Raw genomic sequence first — 24,599 nt, 5'->3', positions numbered from 1 at the left:
TATGACCCGCTTGCCAACCCCCATCACCCTGACCGACCTGCAATCCGGCTACGCGGCGGGCCTGTCGGTCAGCGACGTGCTGCAAGACGTCTTCGCACGGATTTCGGCAGTCGATGATCCCGGCATCTTCCTGCATCTGGCGGATCTGTCCGAGCTGCAGGACCAGATCGACGCGCTGGGGGAATATGACCCGACCCGCCCGCTCTGGGGCGTGCCCTTCGCGGTCAAGGACAATATCGACGTGGCCGGGATGCCGACCACAGCCGCATGCCCGGCCTGGACCTATGGGCCCGAACGCGATGCTTTCGCCGTGGCCCGCCTGCGCGCGGCCGGGGCCATTCCCATCGGCAAGACCAATCTTGACCAGTTCGCCACCGGCCTTGTCGGCACGCGCACGCCATGGCCTGTGCCGCGCAATGCGCTCGATCCCGAAATCGTGCCGGGCGGGTCTTCCTCCGGCTCGGCGGTGGCGGTCGGGCATGGGTTTGTCCCCTTCGCGCTTGGCACCGACACGGCAGGATCGGGCCGTGTGCCCGCCGCGCTGAACGGCATTGTCGGGCTGAAACCCAGCCTTGGCATGATCTCGGCCAGCGGTGTTGTGCCCGCCTGCCGCACGCTGGACACGATCTCGATCTTCGCGCGCAATGTGCCCGATGCATATACGGTCCTACAGGCCATGGCGGGCCATGATGCGGCGGATCCCTATAGCCGCAAGATATCGCCCCCTGCGCTGCGCCCTGCGCCGCCGGTTGCCCGTATCGGTGTCCCGGATGGCAACTCGCGCGCGTTCTTTGGCGATGTCCTTCAGGCAGAAGCCTTCGCGCGCGATCTGGAGCGTTTGACGCAAAACGGCGCGCAGATCGTCGAGATGGATTTCACGCCGTTCTTCGACGTGGCCAAGATGCTCTATGACGGGGCCTGGGTGGCCGAGCGCCATTCGGTGATCGAAGAGCTGCTGGCGAGGCAGCCCGATGCTGTCCACCCTGTCACCCGCGCCATCATCAGCAAGGCAGAGGGGCTGAGCGCCACGGACGCCTTTCGCGGCATCTACCGTCTGGCCGCGTTGCGGCGCATCTGCGAGCCCCTGATCGCTGCGGTGGATATGCTGGCAGTGCCGACCATCCCCACTTTCTACACCTGTGCCGAACTTGCGGCGGATCCGGTGACGCCCAATTCCAACCTTGGCACCTACACCAATTTCGTGAACCTTCTGGATCTCTGCGCGCTCGCCATTCCCACATCCGCGCGCAGGGACGGGCGGCCCGGCAGTCTGACCCTGATCGGCCCTGCAGGGCAGGATGCGGCACTTGCAGCCATGGCCCTGTCGCTGGATGGTGCACCCATCCCGGCCCCGCACTTGCCGGAAGATGACATCGCAATCGCCGTCTGCGGCGCGCATATGTCAGGCTTGCCGCTGAATCACCAGTTGACCGAACTGGGTGGCCGCTTCCTGAAAGCGATGTCTACCGCGCCTTGCTACAGTTTCCACGCGCTTGCGGGAGGCCCGCCCAGGCGCCCCGGCCTCCTGCGCAGGGAAACCGGTGGGGCCAGCATCGCGCTGGAATTGTGGTCGCTTCCCAAAACCGCGCTGGGGGATCTGATTTGCCAGATCCCGGCGCCGTTGGGGCTGGGGAGTATCGAGCTTGAAGATGGCAGCCGCGCAACCGGGTTCTTGTGCGAAGCCGTCGGTACGGTTGGCGCAGAGGACATCACCGCCACTGGCGGATGGCGTCACTACCTCGCGGAGCAGCTGGCAGCCCAATAACGCCTTCGGGGTCTGCGCATGGAATGGACAATAATGATAGGACTTGCCGCAGCGACGGCTGCGGCAAGTCCCGCTTGTCAGCCCGGTCAGAAGTGTCGGCCCGATATGGCTGTCAGCGATGCGCCAGATAATCCGCCGAAACATAGCCCGAAACACTGGGTTTGTCTGTGAGGAAGACCCTGCACCAGACCCGCCCATCGGTTGTCACGCAGTTCCGTCGGGTGAGGCGCGTTCCGTCCGGCAGCCCGATTATAATATTGTGGTTGAGCCCCGGGCCTTCACGAAGCTTCAGCAGATCATCGGGGCCGGCACCCTTGACCACTGCCCCGGAACCGGTCGTGCATCCGGTAGCGATCATAAGGGCAAGAAGAGCAGCAAAATGAGTTCGCATCGTCAGTCCTGTATCGTTTCGCCATCCTTACGACAGTATCGCGCTTGCTGACAACCGGCTGAAACGGAGGTGGACAGCAAGAGTATCAGACCAGTCATCCTCGGCTGGTTGCACCGGACGGAGTTGCGATCCTTGTGAAGATATCGCCGCGGCGCTGATCGAGCGAAGGCTCAGCAGAAATGGCCAGGGCGCACGAGATCTGCTCGACCGGCGGCCAAGGGCCGCAATCGACATGATCGGCGCCTGTTTGCCGATCCGGCACCGGGGAAATACGCCTGATTGTCATTTTTTTCCCATGACGTCGAAAGATGCTGGCGAGTCTGCCTTGTTGCTGATACGCGAAGACTGATGGTGCCCGGAATGATCCGGGATAATAGGGAAGCCGGTTCAATTCCGGCGCTGCCCCCGCAACTGTAAGCGGTGCGACCCCTCAAGCCACTGGGCCAGCGGCTCGGGAAGGTGGGGAAGCTCATGCCGCGAGCCAGGAGACCTGCCATCACCAACCGTAACCACCAACCGGGCGGGGTGTCCGGAAAGGGGCTGATGATGCGCACGTTCTCCGTGCTTCAATCGTTACGCGTCTGCGACCCTGCCTCACTGGGCAGGAGGACAGATGCATACCGAGCCCTGTACTGAAAGACTCAGCGTCAGTCACTTCTGCCCCTCGGCCAGCGATTTCGTCGCCGCGGTCTCGAAAGGCGTCTCTCTGGCGCGCAGTGTCACCGGCGATGCGCCGGTGCTCTCGGGCCGCGTGAAGCCTGGCCCCCGCGCGTCTGGCCAAGCCTGCCATCTGGTCTGGGCCAGCCGGGACGGTCGCACAGTCCGGCGGCGCGATGGTGTGCAGATCATGTCCGGACGCGCAGGGCGGGGGGGCTTCGCATGAATTGCCCGGCCCCTCGCGCTGCGGAACTGACCCTGCAGGAGACTGCATGGGGCAATGGCATCCTGTCGCCGGTCAGCTTCACACTGTCCCCCGGGCGCGTGCTGGGGGTTCTCGGGGCCAATGGCGCTGGCAAATCAACGCTGTTGCGGCTTATCTATCGTTTCCACAAGCCCGAGGCGGGGCGCGTCCTGCTCGACGGGCAGGACATTCATGCGATGTCGGCGCGCGCTGTGGCGCAGAGGGTGGCGGCTGTGCTGCAGGAACAACCCACCGACTTCGCCCTGAGCGTGGCCGAAATCGTGGCGCTTGGCCGCGCGCCCCATCGCCGCCCGCTTGCCGGTCCCTCCGCGCGCGACGCCCATATCGTGGATCATGCGCTGGAGCGCATGGCGTTGCGGCCCTTTGCCACGCGCCTCTTCGGCACGCTCTCGGGTGGCGAGCGGCAGCGGGTCATGGTTGCGCGCGCTCTGGCGCAGGAACCGGGGCTGATCGTTCTCGATGAGCCGACCAATCACCTCGACATTCGCCATCAACTGGAAGTGCTGCGGCTGGTGCGCGGCCTGGGCGCTACTGTCGTGGCCTCGTTGCATGACCTGAACCTTGTGGCCGGTTTCGCCGATGATCTGCTGGTCATCCATCGCGGTCGGCCGCTGGCCTTTGGCCCGGTGGCGCAGGTTCTGACCCCCGACCTCATTGCGCGCGCCTTTGGCGTGCAGGCGCGCCCGCGCGGGGCCGGTCGCTTCGATTTTGCGCTTTTTGATGCCATGCAAGAGGAGAGAACTGCATGAGAACGCTACCCGTCGCCCTGCTGGGCGCATGCCTCGCCGCCCCCGCATTTGCCCATCCGGTCACTGTGCAAAGCTGCGACCGCGAGGTGACCTTTGAGGCACCGCCCATGCGCGCCGCCTCAAACGACGTGAATCTGACCGAGATGATGCTGGTTCTTGGCCTGTCCGACCGCATGGTGGGCTATACGGGCATTTCCGGCTGGAACAAACTCGACGACGAGATTCGCGCAGAGGTTGCTGAATTGCCGGAGCTTTCCGAACGCTATCCCACGCGCGAGGTGTTGATCGGTGCGGATCTGGATTTCTGGTTCGCGGGCTGGAATTACGGCATGCGCCTGGGCGGGGAAGTCACGCCCGAGAGCCTCGCGCCCTTCGGCATTCCGGTCTATGAGCTGACCGAAAGCTGCATTCATGTCATGGACCGCGATGGCATCGCGATCGATGACATGTTCAACGATATCCGCAATCTGGGTGCGATTTTCGGCGAAGATGACCGCGCCGAGGAATTGATCACGGGCTGGCAAAGCGAACTGGACGAGATCACGGCCTCGATCCCTCAGGGCGACCCCTTGCGCGTTTTTGTCTATGACTCGGGCGAGGACACGCCCTTCACCTCGGGCCGCTATGCCATGCCCACGGCCATGATCGAGGCTGCAGGCGGGCGCAACATCATGGATGATGTGGAATCCAGCTGGACCCGCGTTGCCTGGGAGCCTGTGGTCGAACGCAATCCCGAGGTGATCATCATCGTGAATTATGGCGAGGTGAGCGCAGAGCAGAAGATGGATTTCATGCGCAACAATCCGGCCTTTGCCGAGATTGACGCGGTTCAGAACGACCGCTTTGTTGTGTTGGAATATGTCGAGGCGACGCCCGGCCCGCGCAATATCCGCGCGGTGCGCGCACTCGCCGAGGCCTTCCACGGAGAATGAGCATGCGCACGACCCCCAACCCGGAAACCGCCGCGCCCGCGCTTGCTGCGCCTGTGCCGGTCATCGCGCGCCCTGTGCGGCAGGGGCTCTGGGGGTTGGGGGTCGTTGCGCTGATCCTGTCGGTTTCGGCAGCCGTCAGCATCGGCGCTGTGCCGATTCCGCTGGGGACTGTCTGGGGCGTCATCCTGGATCGGGTTGCGCCCGGTCTGGTGACGCCCGACTGGTCTGCAGGCCGCGCTGCAATCGTGTGGGAGATTCGTTTGCCGCGCGCGCTGCTGGCGGCCCTCGTCGGCGCTGGTCTGGCGCTGGTTGGCGCCGTGCTGCAAGCGATCACGCGCAACCCACTGGCCGATCCGCATCTTCTGGGCATCTCGTCAGGCGCGGCTTTCGGCGCGATCCTTGCACTGTTGCATACGGGCATGTTTCTGGGTCTGGCCACAGTTCCGCTGCTGGCCTTCATCGGCGCGCTGTGCTCGACCCTGTTGGTGCTGGCCGTAGCGAGTTTCGCCCAAGCCACCAGTGCAGACCGGCTGGTGCTGACCGGGGTGGCCGTGTCCTTTATCGTCATGGCGCTCGCCAATGTGCTGATCTTTCTCGGCGATCCGCGCGCGGCTCACACAGTCGTATTCTGGATGCTGGGCGGGCTGGGGCTCGCGCAATGGGCACATCTCATCTGGCCTTTGATTATCCTCACCGGCGCGGCGCTCTATTTCAGAGCGGTGGCAGGCTCGCTCAATGCCATGACCATCGGCGATGAGACGGCCTCGACCCTTGGCATCCCCATCGCACGCTTCAGGCTGACCGTGTTTGTGGTCGCGGCCCTTGTCACAGGTGTCATGGTGGCCTTTTCCGGCGTGATTGGCTTTGTCGGTCTGATGATCCCGCATATTGTGCGCATGATCGTGGGCGGTGACAATGCGCGCGTGCTGCCTGCGGCGATGCTTGTGGGCGCGATCTTCCTTGTCTGGGCCGATATCGTCGCGCGCACGATCACGCGGCCCGAGGACATCCCGATCGGGATTGTCACGGGCCTGATCGGTGGGGTATTCTTCGTCTGGCTGCTGCGACGGCGGCGCATCTCCGCCTGACCGGCCGCTTTGCCCCGATATTGCCAGCAGGCTCCGGTTGGTCGACCGGGGCTAAGGCCAGGAAACGCCTGAAGACGCCGCTGCCTTGCCACCGCGCGCCGCGGGGGCTAAGCCTGACCTATGCTGATCCTTGATGACATCATCCGCGACCGTGGGTCGAAATATGCGGTCTCGGGCGGGCCCTGTGGATCCGAGGAGGAGGCAAAATCCTTCATCAAGGCGCTTTGCCGGAAGAAGAAATTCGCCAAGGCGACCCATAACAGCTGGGCTTTGTTGACCGCTGAGGCCCCGATAAAGAGCGACGATGGCGAAGCCGGGGCGGGTATGGTGATCTTGCGGATGCTGGAGCGCGAAGGGCTGCGCGATCATGTTGTCGTGGTGACGAGATGGTTCGGCGGCAAGCATCTGGGCGGCGACCGTTTCCGGCACGTACAAGACGCGGTGCGGATTTACCTCGACACTTTGCAAGAGAGTTGAGGCGCTTGAGGCGGCTTCGATTCTCGCTGATCCGAACTGGCCGTCGGAAGCTTCGCGCCTTGTCGCAACGAACCTTGACGTTGCCGCCGCGATCAACGCCGCGCCCGGCTTCAACAGCGGGTTGTCCGATGAACGGCATATGGCGCTGCGCCTCGAATCCCTCAATGCCCATGCGCCCGAAGACGCTGCGGCTATCCTGCACAACGCCGACATTGCCAAGCAGGCCGACCGCATGGAAGCCGGGCTTCGCCAGCTTGGGGCGGCTTGGTATAGCCCCGCCAATGCCGACCGCGCGACGGCCAGCCGGGTTGACCCCCATGCGGCCCTTGTGCCGCCTGCCGACGCCTGACCAGTTCCACAGGGCCGTGGAAACTACCTGCCCCGGCTTCGGTCGGGGCTTTTTTCGTTGTGATTGTCGCCTATGATTGCTTCGAAGATTGATTGGGGCACATCATGAACGACGAACCGGAACAGATTTTGTGGATTAATTCCAAAGAGTTACTTGAAATAAGTCGAAAGGTTGGACACCACCTTGCCGGTTGTCATTTCGAACTTGTCAACATGAGCGCAGAGACAAATGGCGTATTGTCCGAAAATGACGCGCTTTTGATCCTTGAGGATTCACCGGAAATGACGCCGGAACGCGCCCGTCAGAACCTTGACGAACTTATGGACGCAGGGTTGATCCAAAAGGACGGCGAAACGCTGACGCTGACGGTCTTCGGTAAGACTGTCGTTCCTGATTTTGATGATTGGGACGCAACCGAATGAAGCTGCGCAGCCTCATGCGATCACATGCGCGTGAGGTCCGGCCCTGCTTCAAGGCTGCATGTCGGCCCGATCTAGACCTTTCCCCGACATGCAATGCGACATGCAAAGCCGACCGATTGCGCGCAAATATCTAGTAAAATCAATCACTTAAAAGGGGAAATGGCGGAGAGACAGGGATTCGAACCCTGGGTCCCCGTGAAGGGACAACGGTTTTCGAGACCGCCCCGTTCGACCACTCCGGCACCTCTCCGATCTGGACGGGTCGATACTGTCTCACTGCCAAAGGTGCAAGGGGAAAAATCATCTCGCCTGGCATGAGGCCCGCGCGAATGTGTGTGGCAGCGCGAACCCGACTGAGCTAGAACTCACCCGGTATCCCAAAGACAGGCCGGATCAATGCAGAGACAACGGTTTCTTGGCGTCACAGTGCTGATCGTGCTTCTCGCCCTCGGGGCCATGCTCAGCCGACCGGCTCAGGCCAATGAGCTCTCGCGCGCGCTCCTGCTGCCGGAACTCTTCGGGGTCATGGCCGAAGAGGGGCGCAAATCCGTGCTGGCCGATGGCGCTGTGCCCCTGCAGGGCCGCGCTTTCGAGCAGTTTTCGGGCGATGTCGAAGACATCTACCAGCCCGAGCGCATGCTGGCCGAATTCCTCCGCGTGCTGGAGGCCGAGCTTGCAGATACTCCCGAGGCGCGCACCGATGCGCTGGATTTCGCGGCCAGCGATCCGGGCCGCCGGATCCTGCAGCTGGAACTCGCCGCGCGCGAGGCGCTTCTCGATGATGATGTCGATATGCTGGCGCGCATGGCGCTCGATGAGGCCCGCGCGGGGACCGGGGGCGATGACGGGGCTCAGCGGCTGCAACAGGTGCGCGCGCGGATTGATGCCAATGATCTGATCGAGTTGAATGTCTCGCTGGGTCTGAATACTTCATTCGCCTATTACCGGGGCATGCTGGCCGAAAATGCTGTCAACGGCATGTCCACCGACATGCTGCTGCAACTGGTCTGGGCGCAGGAACCCGAGATTCGCGCCGATATCGAGGATTGGATCGAATCCTATTTCCTGATGACCTATCGGCCGCTTTCGGCTGAAGAGATGCAGGATTTCGTCGCCTATGTCAGCACGCCCCTCGCGCAGGAATTCAACCGCGCCATGTTCCGCGCCTTTGACACAGTGTTTTCCGAAATTTCCTATCAGGTCGGCCGCGCGCTGGGGCGCAGGCTGAATGTCGAGGAACTCTGAGCCCGCTCAGACCGGCCCGCGTTCCAGCCGCCCGATCAGCCGCGACAGAAAGCCAAGGCACTGCTCCAACTGCTCGATCTCCAGATATTCATCGGGCTTATGGGCCTGCGCGATGGAACCGGGGCCGCAGATGACCGAGGGAATGCCGATGGCCTGAAACAGCCCGGCCTCGGTGCCGAAGGGCACGAGGCCCGGCGCATTCGCACCGGTCAGTTCCACCACCAGATCGCGCGCCCGGTTCTGGTGCACACGCTCCAGCCCCGCGACCTCGGCCACGATCTCCGTGCGGATATCCGCAGCAGGGTCCACCGCGCGCATCTCGGGCAGCAGCGTCTCGACAAGCTGCGCAAGCTCGGCCTTCACGAAATCCGCGTCACTGGCCTGCACCGGGCGCATTTCCCAGTCGATCCGCGCCTTGCCGGGGATCACATTATGCGCCTGCCCGCCGGTCAGCACGCCGGGGTTGATCGTGCTATGGGGCGGATCAAAGGGGCAATCGGCAGGGGCCATTTCCTTCAGCCGCGCGCGCAGCTCGACCAGTTTCAGGATGAAGAGCGCGCCATATTCGACGGCATTCACCCCCAGATCCGGCGCCGATCCATGCCCCTCGCGCCCGGTGATCCAGGTCGTGTATTCAAAACAGCCCTTATGGCCATCCACCAGCTGCATCATGGTCGGCTCGCCGATGATCGCCGCCGCCGGACGCAAGCCCCGCGCAACCAGACTGGCGGTCAGGGCCTGCGCCCCGAAACAGCCGATCTCCTCGTCATAGGTAAAGGCGAAATGCACCGGCACCTGCAGATCGGCGCGGGCAAATTCCGGGGCCATCGCGACACAGGCCGCAACAAAGCCCTTCATGTCGCAGGTGCCGCGCCCGTATAGCCGCCCCGCGCGCTCGGTCAGGGTGAACGGATCCGTGCTCCAGGGCTGATCCGCAACCGGCACCACATCCGTGTGCCCCGACAGGATCACACCGCCGGGCGCATCCGGGCCGATGGTGGCAAAGAGGTTCAGCTTCGTGCCTGTGGCGTCCGCTTCCGTCCAGATCCGCGCCCCGGCACCGCGCAGGCAGCGTTCCAGATATTTGCTCACCTCCCGGTTGCCATCGACCGAGACCGAGGGAAAGGCCACAAGATCGCCCAGCAGGCGCATGGCCTCTGCAAGTCTCTCCTGTTGCGTCATCCGCGTGCCCCTTTGCCCCGATCCTCTGTCAGGGGCTAATGATCCGGCGCGCCTGCGTCAATCCTGCGGCGGGTGCAGCGGTGCGCTGGCATCCTGTGCCAGCTGCGCCCGCAGCCATTCCGCGCGCGCCAGCAGGTCTTCCGCAGCGCTGATCTTCGCCGCGATCCGCGCCTCATCTTCGGGCTTTGCTTCCATCTCCGCGACCAGCGCCCCATGCCGATCCCGCAATTTCGCAATCACCTTTTCGACATCGGCAGGCTTGATCTTATGCGCCTGACCCTTGCCGAGCCTCGCGAAATATTCTCCCAGCCTGTCGGCCAGCTTTCCATGTGCCATCGTCCGCTTCCCCATGTCGTATCAGTGACATCCTACCGCGCCGATCATGACGCTTTCATGACGGCCCGCCGCGTGTCCCCGACACGCTGTCTTCCTCTTCCATCTGCAACAACCGCTCGACTTCGGCCTCGGCGCGGTCATCGGCGCGGAAAATCAACTGCGCCGCCCGCACCAACTGATGCCCCGCATCCAGCGCATAGCCCGAATCATTCAGAAAAGAAGTCGCGTGCGCGGCCGTGATCCGCCGTGTCTGCAACAACCCCTCCAGCCGCGCCGACAGTTTCTGATGCCCGGCCTCCAGCGCGCGCCGCTCTTCCTCAAACCCCAATGACGAGCGCGCCCCGGCAGGCACATCATCCAGCCGCGCGATCTCGACGAGGATCTGCGCGATCCCCAGCCGCAACTGGTCATATAGCTCTGTCACCGGTCCTTGCGGCGCGCGGGTGAAGCGCGTGACATTCTCGCGCATATGCTTGACCGCCTTGACCGCGCGCACCAATGCGCCCGAGGCCTCGCGCAATTCGCCCAGCCGCATGCGGTCCTGCGCGGGCAGCGACAGCGCCGCCTGATCGGCACAAAACGCCACAATCGCCGCATGCAGACTTTTCACCCGATCCTCATAGGCACGCTCATAATCCAGCCCGATCAGATCGCGCGCCCGCGCAACCGTCAGCGCCAGATCGCGCGAGGCCGCCAGATCCTCCATCCGCAGGTTGAGCCCGGTGGCGATCAGCGCCAGCACATGGCGCTGCAACCGCGCGACCTCTTGCTGCAGGGCCGTCAGTATCGCGACAGGAATTGCGCCCAGATCGCCCACAATATAGCGCGGCTGGCTGGCCGAAGGGGCAGGGGCGGGGATGCGCCGCTCCAGCCACACCAGCAACCGCCCCCGCAGCGGCACCATCAGCCCCAGCCCCAGCAGGTTGAACAGCGTATGAAACAGCGCCAGCCGCAGCATCGCATCATCCGGCGCAAAGCCCAGCCCCACAGCCAGCCACTCGACCAGCCCCCGCAAGGGCACGATCAGCGCCAGCGCCGTGGCCCCGGTCACCAGATTGAACACCAGATGCCCCAGCGCCAGCCGCTTGCCCTGAAAATTCGCGCTCGCCGCCCCGATCAGCGCCGTGACCGTGGTGCCGACATTCGCCCCGATGGCCACGGCCAGCGCATTGTCATAGCTGATCTGCCCCGCACCAAGCGCCGCGATCACCAGAAGCATCGTCGCATGGCTCGATTGCATCACCACTGTCGCAAGCGCGCCCGCAGCCGTATAGACCAGCAGCCCCGCAATCCCGCCAAGCGCCAGCAGCGTCAGATCGAACTCTGCGCTGAAAGCGTCAAACCCCTCCTTGATAATGGCGATCCCCAGAAAGATCAGCCCGACGCCGACCAGCACCCGCCCCGCGCCCTTGGCCGCATCCGCATGCTGGAACATCAACAGCACTCCCAGCGCCAGCAAGGGCAGCGCATAGGCGGCGATATCGACCTTCAGCCCCACACCCGCGATCAGCCAGGCCCCGGTCGTCGTGCCCAGATTGGCGCCGAAGATGATCCCCAGCCCCGCCTGCAGACTGATCAGCCCGGCACTGAGAAACGAGATCGAGATCACACTCACCAGCGAACTCGATTGCGTCACCGATGTCGCCACCGCCCCGAAGCCGATGGCCCTGCCGAAACTGCCGGTCATCCGCGCCAGCAGCCGTTCCAGCACGCCCCCGCTCAGCGCCTTGAACCCGTCCTCCAGCATCAGCATGCCCAAGAGGAACAGCGCAACCCCCGCGGCCAGCCGCTGGAAATCCGTGCTCAGCGCCATGGCCAGCACGAGCAGGCCAAGGGTCAGGCCAAGCTGCAAATGGGGGATACGGGGTTTCATCGCCGGTCTCGTTCCTGTCCGCAGAATATCAGCGCCTTCGTCGGCGTCCATGCCCGATTGGCGCTTGAACCACAGCGCAGAAAGGCCAACTATGCCCTGTCATCCGAAAGGCCGCCTGCCATGCCGCATAACAACATGAACCTGCCCACCACGCGCCCTGATGTGCTGACCCGCCCCAAGCTCGAAGGCGGCAAGCGCTTTCGCATGGCCAGCCCCTTCCTGCCCGCAGGCGACCAGCCCACCGCAATCGCCGAACTGGTCGAGGGCGTGCGCTCGGGCGAGCAGAATCAGGTGCTTCTGGGTGCGACCGGCACCGGCAAGACCTACACCATGGCCAAGGTGATCGAGGAAACCCAGCGCCCCGCGATCATCCTGGCGCCCAACAAGACGCTGGCCGCCCAGCTTTACGGCGAATTCAAGGGCTTCTTTCCCGATAATGCGGTCGAGTATTTCGTGAGTTACTACGACTATTACCAGCCCGAAGCCTATGTACCGCGCTCGGATACCTATATCGAGAAGGAATCCCAGATCAACGAACAGATCGACCGGATGCGCCATTCGGCCACCCGCGCGCTGCTGGAACGCGATGATGTGATCATCGTGGCCTCGGTTTCCTGCATCTACGGTATCGGCTCGGTCGAGACCTATTCGGCCATGACGCAGGATTTCATCACCGGCGAAAGCTACGACCAGCGGCAGGTTCTGGCCGATCTGGTGGCCCAGCAATACCGCCGCAATGACGCGGCCTTCCAGCGCGGCAGCTTCCGCGTGCGCGGCGATGTGGTCGAGCTATGGCCCGCCCACCTTGAAGATCGCGCCTGGAAACTCTCTTTCTTCGGCAATGAGTTGGAAGGGATCACCGAATTCGACCCCCTGACCGGCGCCAAAACCGACACGTTCCAGCAAATCCGTGTCTATGCCAACAGCCATTATGTGACACCCCGGCCCACCATGCAGCAGGCCGTGAAGGGCATCAAATGGGAGCTGGAACAGCGGCTGGAGCAACTGACCAGAGAGGGCAAGCTGCTGGAAGCGCAGCGGCTGGAACAGCGCACCAAATTTGATCTGGAAATGCTGGAAGCCACCGGCGTCTGCAACGGTATCGAGAATTACTCCCGCTACCTGACGGGCCGCGCACCGGGCGAGCCGCCCCCCACATTGTTCGAATTCATCCCCGACAATGCCATTGTGTTCGCCGATGAATCCCATGTCTCCGTCCCCCAGATCGGCGGCATGTATCGCGGCGACTACCGGCGCAAATTCACGCTGGCCGAGCACGGCTTCCGGCTGCCCTCCTGCATGGATAACCGACCCCTGAAATTCGAGGAATGGGACGCCATGCGCCCGCAATCGGTCTTCGTCTCCGCCACCCCCGCCGGCTGGGAATTGGAACAGACAGGTGGTGTGTTCACCGAACAGGTGATCCGCCCCACCGGCCTGATCGACCCCGAAGTGGAAATCCGCCCCGTCCATATGCAGGTCGATGACCTGCTTGATGAGATCCGCAAGGTCGCGGCGCGCGACCTGCGCGTGCTGGTCACGGTCCTGACCAAGCGCATGGCAGAGGATCTGACCGAATATCTGCATGAACAGGGCATCCGCGTGCGCTACATGCATTCCGATATCGACACGATCGAACGCATCGAGATCCTGCGCGACCTGCGGCTGGGCGCCTTCGACGTGCTCATCGGCATCAACCTATTGCGCGAGGGGCTCGATATCCCCGAATGCGGGCTGGTGGCGATTCTCGACGCGGATAAAGAGGGCTTCCTGCGCTCGGAAACCTCGCTCGTGCAGACCATCGGACGTGCCGCGCGCAATGCCGATGGCCGCGTGATCATGTATGCCGACCGCATCACCGGCTCGATGGAGCGCGCATTGGCCGAGACCAACCGCCGCCGCGAAAAGCAGATGGCCTATAATCTGGAACATGGCATCACACCGACAACAGTTCGTAAAAATGTCGAAGATGTGCTCTCCGGCCTCTGGCAGGGCGATACTGATATGGCCCGCGTGACCGCGCAGATCGAAAAAGTGAAACCCGGTGCCAATCTGCAAGCCCATCTCGAAGCCCTGCGCACCGATATGCGCAAGGCCGCCGAGAATCTGGAATTTGAGGAAGCCGCCCGGCTGCGCGACGAAATCAAGCGGCTGGAAGCGGTGGAACTCGCCATCGCCGATGACCCGCTCGCGCGCCAATCCGCGGTCGAGGAAGCCGTGGATCAGGCGGTGAAACCGCGCTCGACAGCGGGCAGACCGGGGCAGCGGGGTGGGGTGAAACGGCGTAAACGCTGAACACCCTCACAGTTGCGCGATTGCCTCTGGAAAACCCGATTCAGGAACCCACATCAGACACATGACGCAGGACCGGAACTCCGCGTCTCTTTTGTTACTGTCCCTCGTTCCGCACCTGCGCCCGGTTCCCAAGCCGGGCGCTTTTTCATCTGGACAAGCCCCGCCCCGCGCGGTTTCATCCCGCCATGACCAGACCCCCGGACACCACGCTGAAAACCATTCTGGAGCGCACCAAGACCATCGCGGTCGTGGGCGTGTCGATGAATGAGATTCGCCCCAGCTACTATGTCGCGCGCTATCTCAAGCTCAAGGGCTACCGCATCATCCCGGTCAATCCCGGCCACGCGGGCGAGACGCTCTTCGGCGAGACAATCCGCGCCACGCTGGCCGATTGCCCGCCCGAGGTCGATATGGTCGATATCTTCCGCCGCTCGGACGCCGTGCCGGCCATCGTCGATGAGGCCTTGGCGGTATTCCCGAATCTGAAAACGATCTGGATGCAGATCGGCGTCAGCCACGCCCAAGCGGCTGAAAAGGCCCGCGCGCAGGGCATCGATGTGATCGAGAATCTCTGCCCGAAAATGGAATATCAACGCCTCTTCGGCGAATTGCGCATGGGCGGCATCAATACGGGCATCCTGTCCTCGCGCCTATGACGCGCGGCCCAGCTCCATGATCACCGCCCCCGCCGCGATCATGCACATCAGCGCCAGCTTACGCGGCCCGACCCGCTCTTTCAGGATGAACCAGCCGATAAACGCGGCAAAGACCGTCGAGGTCTCGCGCAGCACCGCCGCTTCCCCCACCTTGCCGATCAGCGTCGCGATCATCACCGCGCCGAAACTGACATAGGCGATCAGCCCGCCCGCGATCCCACGCAAGAGCAGCGGCAATGGGGCAGGGCGATGCGCCATATTGCGGTAGCGCAACAGCCCGAGGATCATGAAATCGACCGAGGAGAGGAAGAAGAACCACGCCAGAAACGCCAGCGGCTCGCCCGAAATCCGAATCGCCCAGGCGTCATAGGTGGTGTAGAGCGCGACCAGCACACCCCCCAGCGCCGCCCAGCCCAGCCCGATCTTCAGCGCGCGCGGGTCGATGCGCTCTTCCGACAGGTTGCGCAGCGCCAGCAGCAGAATGCCCCCCGACAGGCACGCCACGCCCAGCCATTGCACCATCGTGTAGGATTCGCGGAAAAACAGCATCGCCGCGATCACCGTGATCAACGGCCCTGTGCCGCGCACCACCGGGTAAACAACGGTGAATGCGGCCTTTTCATAGGCCAGCGCCATGGCGAGCTTATAGGCGAAATGGATCACCACCACCCCCGCCAGCACCGGCCACATATGCACCGGCGGCGGGCCGAACCAGAACAGCGCCACCGGGGCCGACATCACCACCAGCGCCAGATCGATCGAGCCGCGCGACAGCCAGGGATCATGCGCGCCCTTCTGCAGCGCCCCGAAAACCGCATGTGCCAGCGCTGCGGTCAGCGCCAGAAGCGTGGCCAGTCGCGCCCCTTCCGGGGTGCCCATCAGCGAGAGCAGCCACTCATTCATGTCGCGCCTGCAGGTTGTTTAACATGTGTCCCATATACCCCGCGCCGAAGCAGGGCAAGGCGGCTTACGGCTTGCGCGCCGCTTTCTCGGCCACGCCAGAGACACCCTCGCGCCGCGCCAGTTCCGCCTCGATCTCGGTCAGCGTGACGCCCCGCGCGGCGCACATGACCAGCAGGTGATAGATCACATCGGCAGCTTCCGAGGTCAGCCGCTCAGGATCGCCCTTCACCGCCTCGATCACCGCTTCAATGGCCTCTTCGCCGAATTTCTCGGCGCATTTCTCTGGCCCCTTGGCCAGCAGCTTCGCCGTCCAGCTACTTTCCGGGTCCGCCCCCTGTCGCGCGGCAATCGTGGCGGCCAGTCGAATGAGCGCACTCATGCCAGCCGCACCGGAACGCCCGCCGCCGCCATATGCGCCTTGGCCTCGCCAATCGTGTATTCCCCGAAATGGAAAATCGACGCCGCCAGCACCGCCGATGCGCCCGCGACCGTCACCCCCTCAACCAGATGATCCAGCGTGCCGACCCCGCCCGAGGCAATCACCGGCACGCCCACCGCATCCACAATCGCGCGCGTGAGCGGCAGATTGAACCCCGCCCGCGTGCCGTCGCGATCCATAGAGGTCAGCAGGATCTCGCCCGCCCCCTTGGCCGCCACAGTCCGCGCAAATTCCACCGCATCAATCCCGGTGGGCTTTCGCCCGCCATGGGTGAAAATCTCCCATTTGCCGGGGCTCACGGTCTTGGCGTCAATCGCCACCACAATGCACTGGCTGCCGAACCGGTCCGCCGCCCGCGCCACCACATCCGGATCCGCCACCGCCGCCGAATTGAACGACACCTTATCCGCGCCCGCCAGCAACAGCGCCCGAACATCCTCGACCGTGCGCACGCCCCCGCCCACGGTCAGCGGCATGAAACAGTTTTCCGCCGTGCGCGTGACCAGATCGAACATGGTGCCACGGTTTTCATGCGTGGCATGGATGTCCAGAAAGCACAGCTCATCCGCCCCCGCTGCGTCATAGGCTTTTGCGGCCTCGACCGGATCACCTGCATCACGCAGATCAACAAAATTCACGCCCTTGACCACACGGCCATCGGCGACATCCAGGCAGGGAATGATGCGGGTTTTCAACATACCCCCCTGATAGCGCGGCAGCGCGCCCCGGAAAAGAGGCATTTGATACGGATCAAAGACGCGCGCCCGGCACGCGGCGCAGAGTGTCTTGTATCAACCGGAGGACATCATGACCGACATCGCCGCCCGCCGCGCCCAGATCAGGGAACGCCAGCTCGAATTGATGGCGCGCGCCACATTCGTCGATCAGGAGCTTGGCACGCATGGCAGCCCCGACTGGCAGGACAATGCCATCGAACACGAAGAGGATGAGACTCTTGAGGCCCTCGGTCATGCGGCGCAAAAGGAATTGCAGATGCTCGACGCCGCCCTGCACAGGATCGAAACGGGGGAATACGGCTTTTGCGTCGCCTGCGGCGCCGAGATCAGCGCAGAGCGGCTGGACATCTTGCCCGCAACCCCCTTCTGCCGGACCTGCGCGCAATAACTTGCGCGGGCGCGCGTCTCAAACTATACGCGCGCCATGCTGGATCTTGCCTCAAACCGCCCCGAATTGCCCGCCGAAATTGCCCGGCGGCGCACCTTTGCCATCATCTCGCACCCGGATGCGGGCAAGACGACCCTGACCGAGAAATTCCTGCTCTTCGGCGGCGCCATCCAGATGGCGGGGCAGGTCCGCGCCAAGGGCGAAGCGCGCCGCACCCGCTCGGATTTCATGCAGATGGAAAAGGACCGCGGCATCTCGGTCTCGGCCTCGGCCATGTCCTTTGATTTCGGGCCCTATCGCTTCAATCTGGTCGACACGCCCGGCCACTCGGATTTCTCCGAAGACACCTACCGCACCCTGACCGCCGTGGATGCCGCGATCATGGTCATTGATGGCGCGAAAGGCGTTGAATCCCAGACCCGCAAGCTCTTCGAGGTCTGCCGGCTGCGCGATCTGCCGATCCTGACCTTCTGCAACAAGATGGACCGCGAAAGCCGCGAGACTTTCGACATTATCGACGAGATCCAGCAAAACCTCGCCATTGACGTGACCCCGGCAAGCTGGCCCATCGGCACCGGCGCGGAATTCATCGGCTGCTATGATCTGCTGCGCGACCGGCTGGAACTGATGAACCGCGCCGACCGCAACAAGCGCGGCGAAAGCATCGTGGTGAACGGGCTGGATGACCCGGAAATGGCCAATCATGTGCCCGCGCCTCTGCTGGAAAAGCTGCGCGAAGAGATCGAGATGGCGCGCGAACTGCTGCCGCCGCTCGATCCGAAATCCGTGCTTGAGGGTCATCTGACCCCGATCTGGTTCGGCTCTGCGATCAATTCCTTCGGCGTGAAGGAATTGATGGACGGCATTTCCGCCTATGCCCCCCAGCCCCAGATCCAGAAGGCGGAGTCGCGCCAGATCGCCCCGGAAGAGGGCAAGGTCACAGGCTTTGTCTTCAAGGTGCAGGCCAATATGGACCCCAAGCACCGCGACCGCGTGGCTTTCGTGCGCCTTGCCTCGGGCCATTTCGAGCGCGGCATGAAACTGACCCATGTGCGCTCGAAAAAACAGATGACCGTGGCCTCGCCGGTGTTGTTTCTGGCCGCCGATCGTGAACTGGCCGAAGAAGCCTGGGCGGGCGATATCATCGGCATCCCCAATCACGGCCAGTTGCGCATCGGCGACGCGCTGACCGAGGGCGAGGCGCTGCGTTTCACCGGCATCCCCAGTTTCGCGCCGGAACTGCTGCAGGCCTGCCGCGCGGGCGACCCGATGAAGGCCAAGCATCTCGACAAGGCGCTGATGCAATTCGCCGAGGAAGGGGCCGCCAAGGTGTTCAAACCGGTCTTCGGCTCGGGCTTCATCGTCGGCGTGGTGGGCCAGTTGCAATTCGAGGTTCTGGCGAGCCGGATCGAGCTGGAATACGGCCTGCCGGTGCGGTTCGAGCCCACGCAATTCACTTCCGCCCGCTGGGTGATGGGCGAGAAACTCGCGGTCGAGAAATTCGCCGCGGCGAACAAGCAGCATATGGCCGAAGACAGCGACGGCGACCCGGTCTTCATGACCCGGCTGCAATGGGATATCGACCGCGTGGCGCGCGACTACCCGGATGTGCGCCTGACCGGGACCAAAGAGATGATGGTGTGATCTGCCGCCCGCTTTCCGACGTAGGGTGCGTGCTCCCGCACGCACCTTACCGCCAACGCCCACATCAATAGCTGCGGATCAATCCCCTGAAGCCGCCCCTGCACCGCCACCTGATCATCGCGCAACAGCCGGGTCTCATAGGCCGGATTGGCCGCTTCCGGCGCGATCATCCCGTTCTGCCGCCGGAACCGCCTGAGCGTCGATTCATGTCCCTTGACCAGTGCCACGGTGATCATCAACACGCAGCATATGGCCGAAGACAGCGACGGCGCGGGTCGTCATGACCCGGCTGCAATGGGATATCGACCGCGTGGCGCGCGACTACCCCGATATGCGCCTGACCGCGACCAAAGAGATGATGGTATGATCTGCCACCCGCTTTCCGACGTAGGGTGCGTGCTCCCGCACGCACCTTACCGCCAACGCCCACATCAATAGCTGCGGATCAATCCCCTGAAGCCGCCCCTGCACCGCCACCTGATCATCGCGCAACAGCCGGGTCTCATAGGCCGGATTGGCCGCTTCCGGCGCGATCATCCCATTCTGCCGCCGGAACCGCCTGAGCGTCGATTCATGTCCCTTGACCAGTGCCACGGTGATCATCAACACGCAGCATATGGCCGAAGACAGCGACGGCGCGGGTCGTCATGACCCGGCTGCAATGGGATATCGACCGCGTGGCGCGCGACTACCCCGATATGCGCCTGACCGCGACCAAGGAGATGATGGTATGATCTGCCACCCGCTTTCCGACGTAAGGTGCGTGCTCCCGCACGCACCCTACCGCCAACGCCCACATCAATAGCTGCGGATCAATCCCACAAGCCGCCCCTGCACCGCCACCTGATCATCGCGCAACAGCCGGGTCTCATAGGCCGGATTGGCCGCTTCCAGCGCGATCATCCCGTTCTGCCGCCGGAACCGTTTCAGCGTCGCCTCATGCCCCTCGACCAGCGCCACGACGATATCGCCGTTATCCGCCGTCTCCTGTTCGCGGATCACCACGATATCCCCGTCATTGATGCCCAGATCGATCATCGAATCGCCCTGCACCTCCAGCGCGTAATGCGCCGCGCGCCCGCTCAGCATCGTGCCCGGCACTGAAATATCGCGCACCGCTTCGCTGATCGCCTCAATCGGCGTGCCCGCCGCGATCCGCCCCATGACCGGCAGGCTCAGCGCCGCCGCATCCTCAGGCCTCGCGCGCGCAGAGGGTTCCGGCCGCGCCGTCGCGCCCCCGTCGATCACGCGCGGCGCGAAACTCTGGCTCATCAACGCATCGGGCAGTTTCAGTACTTCGATGGCCCGCGCCCGATGCGGCAGGCGGCGGATGAAACCGCGTTCTTCCAGCGCCGTGATCAGCCGGTGAATCCCCGATTTCGACCGCAGATCAAGCGCATCCTTCATCTCGTCAAAAGAGGGCGCGACCCCTTCGGCTTCCATTCTTGTGTGGATCAGTTTCAACAGGTCAATCTGTTTGCGTGTCAGCATCGCGCGCTCCCTGAGCTGTCCCCCACCCGGATATTCACATTATGTTCTAACTCTGTTCTGCTGTTCTGTCAACCTTCCTCACAGAGCGATATAGCGCATCTGTTCTCCCGTCCGCCGCGCGCCATCCCCCGCCGGGTGGATCAGCAGCGCATCGGCACTGCACAGCACCGACAGAAGCGCGCTGTCCTGATCGGGCAGGGGGGTGATCGTCGGCCCCGGCCCCAGCGTCGCGCGCATGTAATGCGTGCGCGGCCCGTTGGCGGGCAGATCGCAGGTCAGTTCCGCAAGCTGGCTTGGCAGCGGCAGGGCGCCCAGCCCCTGCATCGCGCGCAGCGCAGGGCGCATGAACAGATGCCCGCAAACGATGGAAGAGACAGGATTTCCCGGCAGCCCCAGCAGCACCGCATCCCCCATCCGCCCCGCCATCAGCGGCTTGCCCGGGCGCAGCGCCACCTTGTAAAAGGCGCGTGTCGCCCCCAGCGCCTCAGAGACCGGGCCGACAAGATCATGATCCCCGACCGAGGCCCCGCCCACGGTCACGATCAGATCCGCCCCCAGCGCCAGATCGAACACTGCGCGCAGGCTCGCCGCATCATCCGCCGCAATCGGCAGGATCCGCGCCTGCGCACCTTCGGCCTCGGCCATGGCCTTCAGCGCAAAGACATTCGAGGCGATGATCTGATCGGCGCGCGGCGTCTCTCCGGGCATGACCAGCTCATCCCCGGTCGCGATGATCGCCACATCGGGCCGCGCGCTGACGCTCAGCCGCGGACAATTCATCGCCGCCAGCAGTGCCAGTTCCGTGGCCCGCAGACGCCGCGGGGCGCTGATCTGGTCCCCGGCGCGGAAATCACCCCCTTGGGGCCGGATATGTGTCGCGCTGCCGGGGACACCCGCGATCGTGATCACATCCCCCTCGCGGGTGACATCTTCCTGCATGATCACGCGGCTCGCACCTTCGGGCACGGGGGCGCCAGTGAAAATGCGCAGCGCCTGTCCCTCAGCCACCGCGCCGTCAAACCCATGGCCCGCGCCCGCGCTGCCGATCACCTGAAACTGCATGCCCTTCTGCGCCGCGCCGCGGATCGCATAGCCATCCATCGCCGATGCCGCAAAAGGGGGCTGATCGCGCGCCGCCCGCACCGCGCCGCGCAGCACCCGGCCTGCGCCATCTTTCAGCGCGATCTCTTCGGTGCCCAGCGGTGTGACCAGATCGAAAACCCGTGCCAGCGCCTCTTCGACCGCTATCATGATCCCGCCTCGTAACGCCCTGATTTCCCGCCATCTTTCAGCACAACCCGCGTCGCGGTGATGGTCATCGACTTCTCGGCGGCTTTCAGCATGTCATAGACCGTCAGCGCCGCGACCGAAGCCGCAGTCAGCGCCTCCATCTCCACCCCGGTCTGGCCCGTCGTGCGCACCTCGGCGCGGATCCGCACACCGGGCAGCTCGGCATCCGGCACCAGATCGACCGAGACCTTGGTGATCGGCAGCGGATGACACAGCGGGATCAGATCGGCGCAACGTTTCGCCCCCATGATGCCCGCCAGCCGCGCCACCCCCAGCACATCGCCTTTTTTCGCGCGCCCCTCAGTAATCAGCGCCAGCGTCTCGGGGCGCATCTGCACCGCGCTTTCGGCAATCGCCACCCGCGCTGTATGGGACTTTTGCGACACGTCAACCATATGTGCGCGGCCTTCAGCGTCGAAATGTGTCAGTTTTTCCACATCACACCTCGGCCGCGACGGGATTGGCCAATAGCGCGCGGGTCGCCCCGGCCACATCTTCCTGCCGCATCAGACTTTCGCCGATCAGGAAGCTGCGCGCGCCATAGCCCGCCAGATCGGCCAGATCGGCGGGCGTGTAAATCCCGCTCTCGGCGATCAGCCGCTTGCCTTCGGGCACCAGTTTCGACAGCCGCCGGGTGGTTTCCAGCGTCACCTCGAAAGTTTTCAGATTGCGGTTATTCACCCCCAGAAGCGGCGAGCGCAGCGCAAGCGCGCGCTCCAGTTCTTCCTCGTCATGCACCTCGACCAGCACATCCATGCCCCAGCCAAAGGCCGCATCCTCCAGCTCCTGCGCCTGCGCATCAGAGACCGAGGCCATGATGATCAGAATGCAATCGCCATGCAGCGCGCGCGCCTCCGCCACCTGATAGATGTCATACATGAAATCCTTGCGCAAAGCGGGCAGGGCGGTCGCTGCGCGCGCCGCGGTCAGAAACGCATCCGCGCCCTGAAAGCTGGGCGTATCGGTCAGGACAGACAGGCAGGTCGCGCCCCCGGCCTCATAGGCGCGGGCCAGCGCGGGCGGGTCGAAATCGGCCCGGATCAGACCTTTGGAAGGGCTGGCCTTCTTGATCTCGGCAATCAGCCCGTAGCCCACCGCCTCGGCCCGTGCCAGGGCGCTGGCAAAGCCACGCGGGGCAGGGGCCGCGCGCGCGGCCTCCTCGACCTCGGCCAGCGGGCGCGCAGCTTTGCGGGCGGCGACCTCTTCCAGCTTGTAGCTCTTGATCTTGTCCAGAATGGTGGCCATTGCGCCCTCCGATTTCACGATTTCACCGGGCTGATCCGCGCCAGCGCCTCGACCGCGCGCATCGCCGCACCCGAATCGAGGCTCTCGCGCCCCCGCGCCACGCCCTCGCGCAGATCAGCGGCCTTGCCCGCGATCACCAGCGCCGCCGCTGTATTCAGCAGCACCGCATCGCGGTAAGCCGCGCGCCCTGCACCCGTCAGCACCGCGCGCAACTCGCGCGCATTCTCGCCCGGCGCACCGCCCAGCAAATCCTCGAACGGATGCACCGGCAGCCCCGCATCCTCGGGATGCAGCGAAAATTCCCGCAAATCGCCGTTCTCCAGCGCGACCACGGCGCTTTCCGCCGCAATCGACAATTCATCCGTCCCGTCGCCGCCATGCACCAGCCAGGCGCGTTCGGTCCCCAGCGCGGCCAGCGTCTCGGCCATGGGCCGCAGCAGATCGGTGCTGAACGCCCCGGTCAACTGATATTTCACCCCCGCCGGATTGGTCAGCGGCCCGAGGATGTTGAAGATCGTGCGCGTCCCGAGTTCCATCCGCACCGGCCCCACATGCCGCATCGCCGGATGATGCATCGGCGCCATCATGAAGCCGATCCCGGCCCCCTGCAACGCGCGCTCGACCACATCCGCGCCCACCATCACCTCGATGCCCAAAGCGCCCAGCGCATCCGCCGCGCCCGATTTCGACGACAGGTTGCGATTGCCATGTTTGGCGACCACCACCCCCGCGCCCGCCACCACAAAGGCCGTCGCGGTCGAGATATTCAGCGTCCCTTTGCCATCGCCCCCGGTGCCGACAATATCCATCGCCCCCTCGGGCGCGCGCACCTTCACGCATTTCGCGCGCATCACACCTGCGGCGGCAGCATATTCATCCACCGTCTCGCCCCGCGTGCGCAGCGCCATCAGAAAGCCCCCGGTCTGCGCGGGCGTCGCCTGCCCCTCGAACAGCAGGTTGAACGCGGTCTCGGCCTCGGCGCGGGTCAGCGGGCGGGTGGCGGCAAGGCCGATCAGGGGTTTGAGATCCTCCATCACGCCACCACTTCCGCTTGTTCCAGAAAATTGCGCAGCATCGCATGGCCATGCTCGGAGCGGATGCTCTCGGGATGGAACTGCACCCCCTCAATCGGCAAGTCACGATGCCGCAGCCCCATGATCAGCCCGTCCTCCAGCCAGCTTGTGATCTCCAGACAGTCGGGCAGACCCTCGCGCTCGACCACCAGCGAATGATAGCGCGTCGCCGCCAGCGGCGAGGGCAGGCCGCGAAACACCCCCGCCCCCGCATGATGCATCTGCCCCAGCTTGCCATGCACGATAGAGGGCGCGCGCACGACCCTGCCGCCAAAAGCCTGCCCGATGGTCTGATGCCCCAGACAGACCCCCAAGAGCGGCACCCGCGCCTCGGCAGCGGCCAGTGTCAGGGGCAGACAGATCCCCGCCTGATCCGGGTCGCACGGGCCGGGCGAGAGCACGATGGCCGAAGGGTTCAGCCCCATCGCCTGCTGGACATCCAGCGCGTCATTGCGATGCACCACCACATCGGCACCCAATTCGCCGAAATAATGCACAAGATTATAGGTGAAGCTGTCGTAATTATCGATCAGAAGCAGCATTTCACAGCTTTCATATCCATGGGGCTTGTTGCTGCCTTCATGCCCGTGCAGACAGGCTCTGGTCAAGGGCAGGTCCGGCAATCTGTTTGATCCGCGCGTGGTTTTGTGGGAGACTCGCCCGCAAACGCGCGGGACAGGCGCGACGCAGTCTATCGGCAGCAAGAA

General features: G+C 64.1%; 26 protein-coding genes, 1 tRNA gene, 2 pseudogenes and 1 riboswitch. Of the genes and pseudogenes, 13 read left to right on the top strand and 16 right to left on the bottom strand.

Features of this window, described 5'->3' with window-relative positions; all coding sequences use genetic code 11:
• Position 1 precedes the first annotated feature (1 nt).
• Complete coding sequence (atzF, locus tag BG457_RS04320) at positions 2–1,765, top strand: allophanate hydrolase (protein WP_139257544.1); 1,764 nt, start codon at positions 2–4, stop codon at positions 1,763–1,765.
• 112 nt (positions 1,766–1,877) lie between these two features.
• Here atzF and BG457_RS04315 read toward each other — a convergent pair whose 3' ends face one another.
• Entirely contained in the window at positions 1,878–2,156 is a 279-nt protein-coding gene (locus tag BG457_RS04315) for an SH3 domain-containing protein (RefSeq protein ID WP_071795753.1), read from the bottom strand.
• Between the two features lie 332 nt (positions 2,157–2,488).
• Positions 2,489–2,668, top strand: a riboswitch (cobalamin riboswitch).
• Between the two features lie 101 nt (positions 2,669–2,769).
• On the opposite strand from BG457_RS04315, the gene BG457_RS04310 reads away from it, so the two are divergent.
• The 7 genes from BG457_RS04310 to BG457_RS04280 all read left to right on the top strand — a co-directional run bounded on the left by BG457_RS04310 (position 2,770) and on the right by BG457_RS04280 (position 7,095).
• Positions 2,770–3,039, top strand: coding sequence for a hypothetical protein (locus tag BG457_RS04310; RefSeq protein ID WP_071795752.1), 270 nt, complete (start codon positions 2,770–2,772; stop codon positions 3,037–3,039).
• On the top strand, positions 3,036–3,827 hold the full coding sequence (locus BG457_RS04305; protein ID WP_071795751.1) for an ABC transporter ATP-binding protein: 792 nt from the start codon (positions 3,036–3,038) through the stop codon (positions 3,825–3,827). The genes BG457_RS04310 and BG457_RS04305 overlap by 4 nt, the downstream gene beginning before the upstream one ends.
• Entirely contained in the window at positions 3,824–4,759 is a 936-nt protein-coding gene (locus BG457_RS04300) for an ABC transporter substrate-binding protein (RefSeq protein ID WP_071795750.1), read from the top strand. Before BG457_RS04305 ends, BG457_RS04300 begins: the two co-directional genes overlap by 4 nt.
• Before the next feature lie 2 nt (positions 4,760–4,761).
• A complete protein-coding gene (locus BG457_RS04295) occupies positions 4,762–5,847 on the top strand; it encodes a FecCD family ABC transporter permease (protein WP_084657460.1) in 1,086 nt (361 codons plus the stop codon).
• A gap of 120 nt (positions 5,848–5,967) precedes the next feature.
• The gene (locus BG457_RS04290; protein ID WP_071795749.1) at positions 5,968–6,324 is read left to right on the top strand and encodes a YigZ family protein; all 357 of its coding nucleotides are present in this window, start codon (positions 5,968–5,970) and stop codon (positions 6,322–6,324) included.
• Between the two features lie 139 nt (positions 6,325–6,463).
• Complete coding sequence (locus BG457_RS04285) at positions 6,464–6,673, top strand: hypothetical protein (protein ID WP_071795748.1); 210 nt, start codon at positions 6,464–6,466, stop codon at positions 6,671–6,673.
• 104 nt (positions 6,674–6,777) lie between these two features.
• Positions 6,778–7,095 (top strand): hypothetical protein, encoded by a 318-nt coding sequence (locus BG457_RS04280; protein WP_139257543.1) that lies wholly within the window; start codon positions 6,778–6,780, stop codon positions 7,093–7,095.
• Between the two features lie 160 nt (positions 7,096–7,255).
• Here the strand turns inward: BG457_RS04280 and BG457_RS04275 are convergent.
• Positions 7,256–7,345 (bottom strand) — tRNA-Ser (locus tag BG457_RS04275).
• A 146-nt stretch (positions 7,346–7,491) separates the two neighbouring features.
• Here BG457_RS04275 and BG457_RS04270 point away from each other — a divergent pair.
• A complete protein-coding gene (locus BG457_RS04270; protein WP_071795746.1) occupies positions 7,492–8,340 on the top strand; it encodes a hypothetical protein in 849 nt (282 codons plus the stop codon).
• A gap of 6 nt (positions 8,341–8,346) precedes the next feature.
• Here BG457_RS04270 and argE read toward each other — a convergent pair whose 3' ends face one another.
• The 3 genes from argE to BG457_RS04255 are packed head-to-tail and all read right to left on the bottom strand — an operon-like array spanning position 8,347 to position 11,731.
• Positions 8,347–9,522 (bottom strand): acetylornithine deacetylase, encoded by a 1,176-nt coding sequence (argE, locus tag BG457_RS04265; protein ID WP_071795745.1) that lies wholly within the window; start codon positions 9,520–9,522, stop codon positions 8,347–8,349.
• 57 nt (positions 9,523–9,579) lie between these two features.
• Positions 9,580–9,858 carry a hypothetical protein gene (locus BG457_RS04260; protein ID WP_139257542.1) on the bottom strand — a complete coding sequence of 93 codons (279 nt, stop codon included), beginning with the start codon at positions 9,856–9,858 and terminating at the stop codon, positions 9,580–9,582.
• 55 nt (positions 9,859–9,913) lie between these two features.
• A complete protein-coding gene (locus BG457_RS04255; RefSeq protein ID WP_175546721.1) occupies positions 9,914–11,731 on the bottom strand; it encodes a Na/Pi cotransporter family protein in 1,818 nt (605 codons plus the stop codon).
• Between the two features lie 120 nt (positions 11,732–11,851).
• On the opposite strand from BG457_RS04255, the gene uvrB reads away from it, so the two are divergent.
• Complete coding sequence (uvrB, locus tag BG457_RS04250; protein WP_084657458.1) at positions 11,852–14,026, top strand: excinuclease ABC subunit UvrB; 2,175 nt, start codon at positions 11,852–11,854, stop codon at positions 14,024–14,026.
• 185 nt (positions 14,027–14,211) lie between these two features.
• Complete coding sequence (locus tag BG457_RS04245; protein WP_071795743.1) at positions 14,212–14,682, top strand: CoA-binding protein; 471 nt, start codon at positions 14,212–14,214, stop codon at positions 14,680–14,682.
• Here BG457_RS04245 and BG457_RS04240 read toward each other — a convergent pair.
• From BG457_RS04240 to hisF, 3 genes are all read right to left on the bottom strand, one after another.
• Positions 14,677–15,585, bottom strand: a complete 909-nt coding sequence (locus BG457_RS04240) for an SMR family transporter (RefSeq protein ID WP_071795742.1) — start codon at positions 15,583–15,585, stop codon at positions 14,677–14,679. The two genes, BG457_RS04245 and BG457_RS04240, sit on opposite strands and share 6 nt — an antisense overlap.
• Positions 15,586–15,649: 64 nt before the next feature.
• Complete coding sequence (locus BG457_RS04235) at positions 15,650–15,964, bottom strand: phosphoribosyl-ATP diphosphatase (RefSeq protein WP_071795741.1); 315 nt, start codon at positions 15,962–15,964, stop codon at positions 15,650–15,652.
• Positions 15,961–16,722 carry an imidazole glycerol phosphate synthase subunit HisF gene (gene hisF / locus BG457_RS04230; protein WP_071796050.1) on the bottom strand — a complete coding sequence of 254 codons (762 nt, stop codon included), beginning with the start codon at positions 16,720–16,722 and terminating at the stop codon, positions 15,961–15,963. The genes BG457_RS04235 and hisF overlap by 4 nt, the downstream gene beginning before the upstream one ends.
• 109 nt (positions 16,723–16,831) lie before the next feature.
• Here hisF and BG457_RS04225 point away from each other — a divergent pair, with 109 nt between their 5' ends.
• A complete protein-coding gene (locus BG457_RS04225; RefSeq protein ID WP_071795740.1) occupies positions 16,832–17,149 on the top strand; it encodes a TraR/DksA family transcriptional regulator in 318 nt (105 codons plus the stop codon).
• A gap of 36 nt (positions 17,150–17,185) precedes the next feature.
• Positions 17,186–18,793: a peptide chain release factor 3 gene (locus tag BG457_RS04220; RefSeq protein ID WP_071795739.1), complete on the top strand. Its 1,608-nt coding sequence runs from the start codon at positions 17,186–17,188 to the stop codon at positions 18,791–18,793.
• An 80-nt stretch (positions 18,794–18,873) separates the two neighbouring features.
• Here the strand turns inward: BG457_RS04220 and BG457_RS04215 are convergent.
• The 8 genes and pseudogenes from BG457_RS04215 to BG457_RS04180 form a co-directional block, all read right to left on the bottom strand.
• Positions 18,874–19,026, bottom strand: a pseudogene (locus tag BG457_RS04215) (LexA family protein); the annotation flags it as partial.
• 214 nt (positions 19,027–19,240) lie between these two features.
• Positions 19,241–19,393: pseudogene (locus BG457_RS04210) on the bottom strand (LexA family protein); the annotation flags it as partial.
• A 198-nt stretch (positions 19,394–19,591) separates the two neighbouring features.
• The gene (gene lexA, locus BG457_RS04205; protein ID WP_071795738.1) at positions 19,592–20,284 is read right to left on the bottom strand and encodes a transcriptional repressor LexA; all 693 of its coding nucleotides are present in this window, start codon (positions 20,282–20,284) and stop codon (positions 19,592–19,594) included.
• A gap of 78 nt (positions 20,285–20,362) precedes the next feature.
• The gene (locus BG457_RS04200) at positions 20,363–21,535 is read right to left on the bottom strand and encodes a molybdopterin molybdotransferase MoeA (RefSeq protein ID WP_071795737.1); all 1,173 of its coding nucleotides are present in this window, start codon (positions 21,533–21,535) and stop codon (positions 20,363–20,365) included.
• Positions 21,532–22,011, bottom strand: coding sequence for a cyclic pyranopterin monophosphate synthase MoaC (moaC, locus tag BG457_RS04195; protein WP_071795736.1), 480 nt, complete (start codon positions 22,009–22,011; stop codon positions 21,532–21,534). Before moaC ends, BG457_RS04200 begins: the two co-directional genes overlap by 4 nt.
• A 1-nt stretch (position 22,012) precedes the next feature.
• Positions 22,013–22,819 carry an indole-3-glycerol phosphate synthase TrpC gene (gene trpC / locus BG457_RS04190; protein ID WP_071796049.1) on the bottom strand — a complete coding sequence of 269 codons (807 nt, stop codon included), beginning with the start codon at positions 22,817–22,819 and terminating at the stop codon, positions 22,013–22,015.
• Positions 22,820–22,833: 14 nt separating this feature from the next.
• Positions 22,834–23,856, bottom strand: coding sequence for an anthranilate phosphoribosyltransferase (gene trpD, locus BG457_RS04185; protein WP_071795735.1), 1,023 nt, complete (start codon positions 23,854–23,856; stop codon positions 22,834–22,836).
• Complete coding sequence (locus BG457_RS04180; protein ID WP_071795734.1) at positions 23,853–24,434, bottom strand: anthranilate synthase component II; 582 nt, start codon at positions 24,432–24,434, stop codon at positions 23,853–23,855. The genes trpD and BG457_RS04180 overlap by 4 nt, the downstream gene beginning before the upstream one ends.
• Positions 24,435–24,599: the final 165 nt, after the last annotated feature.

It is taken from the genome of Natronohydrobacter thiooxidans (assembly GCF_001884735.1).
GTDB lineage: Bacteria > Pseudomonadota > Alphaproteobacteria > Rhodobacterales > Rhodobacteraceae > Roseinatronobacter > Roseinatronobacter thiooxidans_A.
The sequence above is the reverse complement of the archived record's forward strand: the minus strand, read 5'-3'. Positions and strand labels throughout refer to the sequence as shown.

Coding starts and splice junctions, on each gene's coding strand:
- atzF (WP_139257544.1), top strand. CDS start 2: ATGACCCGCTTGCCAACCCCCATCACCCTGACCGACCTGCAATCCGGC.
- BG457_RS04315 (WP_071795753.1), bottom strand. CDS start 2,156: ATGCGAACTCATTTTGCTGCTCTTCTTGCCCTTATGATCGCTACCGGA.
- BG457_RS04310 (WP_071795752.1), top strand. CDS start 2,770: ATGCATACCGAGCCCTGTACTGAAAGACTCAGCGTCAGTCACTTCTGC.
- BG457_RS04305 (WP_071795751.1), top strand. CDS start 3,036: ATGAATTGCCCGGCCCCTCGCGCTGCGGAACTGACCCTGCAGGAGACT.
- BG457_RS04300 (WP_071795750.1), top strand. CDS start 3,824: ATGAGAACGCTACCCGTCGCCCTGCTGGGCGCATGCCTCGCCGCCCCC.
- BG457_RS04295 (WP_084657460.1), top strand. CDS start 4,762: ATGCGCACGACCCCCAACCCGGAAACCGCCGCGCCCGCGCTTGCTGCG.
- BG457_RS04290 (WP_071795749.1), top strand. CDS start 5,968: ATGCTGATCCTTGATGACATCATCCGCGACCGTGGGTCGAAATATGCG.
- BG457_RS04285 (WP_071795748.1), top strand. CDS start 6,464: ATGGCGCTGCGCCTCGAATCCCTCAATGCCCATGCGCCCGAAGACGCT.
- BG457_RS04280 (WP_139257543.1), top strand. CDS start 6,778: ATGAACGACGAACCGGAACAGATTTTGTGGATTAATTCCAAAGAGTTA.
- BG457_RS04270 (WP_071795746.1), top strand. CDS start 7,492: ATGCAGAGACAACGGTTTCTTGGCGTCACAGTGCTGATCGTGCTTCTC.
- argE (WP_071795745.1), bottom strand. CDS start 9,522: ATGACGCAACAGGAGAGACTTGCAGAGGCCATGCGCCTGCTGGGCGAT.
- BG457_RS04260 (WP_139257542.1), bottom strand. CDS start 9,858: ATGGCACATGGAAAGCTGGCCGACAGGCTGGGAGAATATTTCGCGAGG.
- BG457_RS04255 (WP_175546721.1), bottom strand. CDS start 11,731: ATGAAACCCCGTATCCCCCATTTGCAGCTTGGCCTGACCCTTGGCCTG.
- uvrB (WP_084657458.1), top strand. CDS start 11,852: ATGCCGCATAACAACATGAACCTGCCCACCACGCGCCCTGATGTGCTG.
- BG457_RS04245 (WP_071795743.1), top strand. CDS start 14,212: ATGACCAGACCCCCGGACACCACGCTGAAAACCATTCTGGAGCGCACC.
- BG457_RS04240 (WP_071795742.1), bottom strand. CDS start 15,585: ATGAATGAGTGGCTGCTCTCGCTGATGGGCACCCCGGAAGGGGCGCGA.
- BG457_RS04235 (WP_071795741.1), bottom strand. CDS start 15,964: ATGAGTGCGCTCATTCGACTGGCCGCCACGATTGCCGCGCGACAGGGG.
- hisF (WP_071796050.1), bottom strand. CDS start 16,722: ATGTTGAAAACCCGCATCATTCCCTGCCTGGATGTCGCCGATGGCCGT.
- BG457_RS04225 (WP_071795740.1), top strand. CDS start 16,832: ATGACCGACATCGCCGCCCGCCGCGCCCAGATCAGGGAACGCCAGCTC.
- BG457_RS04220 (WP_071795739.1), top strand. CDS start 17,186: ATGCTGGATCTTGCCTCAAACCGCCCCGAATTGCCCGCCGAAATTGCC.
- lexA (WP_071795738.1), bottom strand. CDS start 20,284: ATGCTGACACGCAAACAGATTGACCTGTTGAAACTGATCCACACAAGA.
- BG457_RS04200 (WP_071795737.1), bottom strand. CDS start 21,535: ATGATAGCGGTCGAAGAGGCGCTGGCACGGGTTTTCGATCTGGTCACA.
- trpC (WP_071796049.1), bottom strand. CDS start 22,819: ATGGCCACCATTCTGGACAAGATCAAGAGCTACAAGCTGGAAGAGGTC.
- BG457_RS04180 (WP_071795734.1), bottom strand. CDS start 24,434: ATGCTGCTTCTGATCGATAATTACGACAGCTTCACCTATAATCTTGTG.